Below are 697 nucleotides of genomic sequence, written 5' to 3' on the forward strand. Positions count from 1 at the left end.
CGCACTGCAGTTTCTCGGTTTAATGGCGGCAACGATACCTGCATCATTGATTATGGGGAAACTCGGTCGTCGTTTGGGCTTTAGCCTAGGTAACCTCATCGGCATCGTGGGCGCAAGTTTGGCGACGTACGCGTTAAGCCAACAAACCTTTTATCTATTCTGTTTTTCTACGTTTTTGCTCGGTGTCGGAATCGGTTTTGGCACGCTCTATCGTTTTGCTGCAATAAAAGTGTGTGAAGAATCGGCAAGACCAAGAGCAATTTCAATATCTATGGCGGGTGGGGTATTAGCAGCTATTCTCGGTCCGAACTTAGCGGTGTATTCGCAACAATGGTCAGACGATGGTTTATATACGAGTGCTTTTTCTGTCCTGATTATTCTCTACATCACCGCGCTTGTATTGCTTCAAACGATTCGGTTCCCGCCAGCGCATACTCAGCTATCGCATGTTAAAGCCGATACTATTAGTGACATCATAAGACGCCCGAACTTTATGATTGCTGTGTTAGCGGCAATGGTGGCTTATGCGGTGATGAATATTCTAATGACAGCGACGCCTTTGGCGATGATTGGTTGTGGTTTCGATTTCGACAAAGCCGCAGGTGTGATTGAGTGGCACGTGCTCGGCATGTTCGCTCCGGCCTTTATTACTGGTCGATTAATTGAGCAGTTCGGCGCAAAGAAAATGATCCTAGCG

1 protein-coding gene is annotated in these 697 nt (G+C 47.2%); it reads left to right on the forward strand.

What is annotated here, in order from left to right:
• Positions 1–697 (forward strand): MFS transporter (locus R7044_RS25590; protein ID WP_225456044.1); only part of this gene is annotated, 697 nt, incomplete at both ends.

The sequence above is a fragment of the Vibrio sp. 1402 genome (assembly GCF_033340275.1).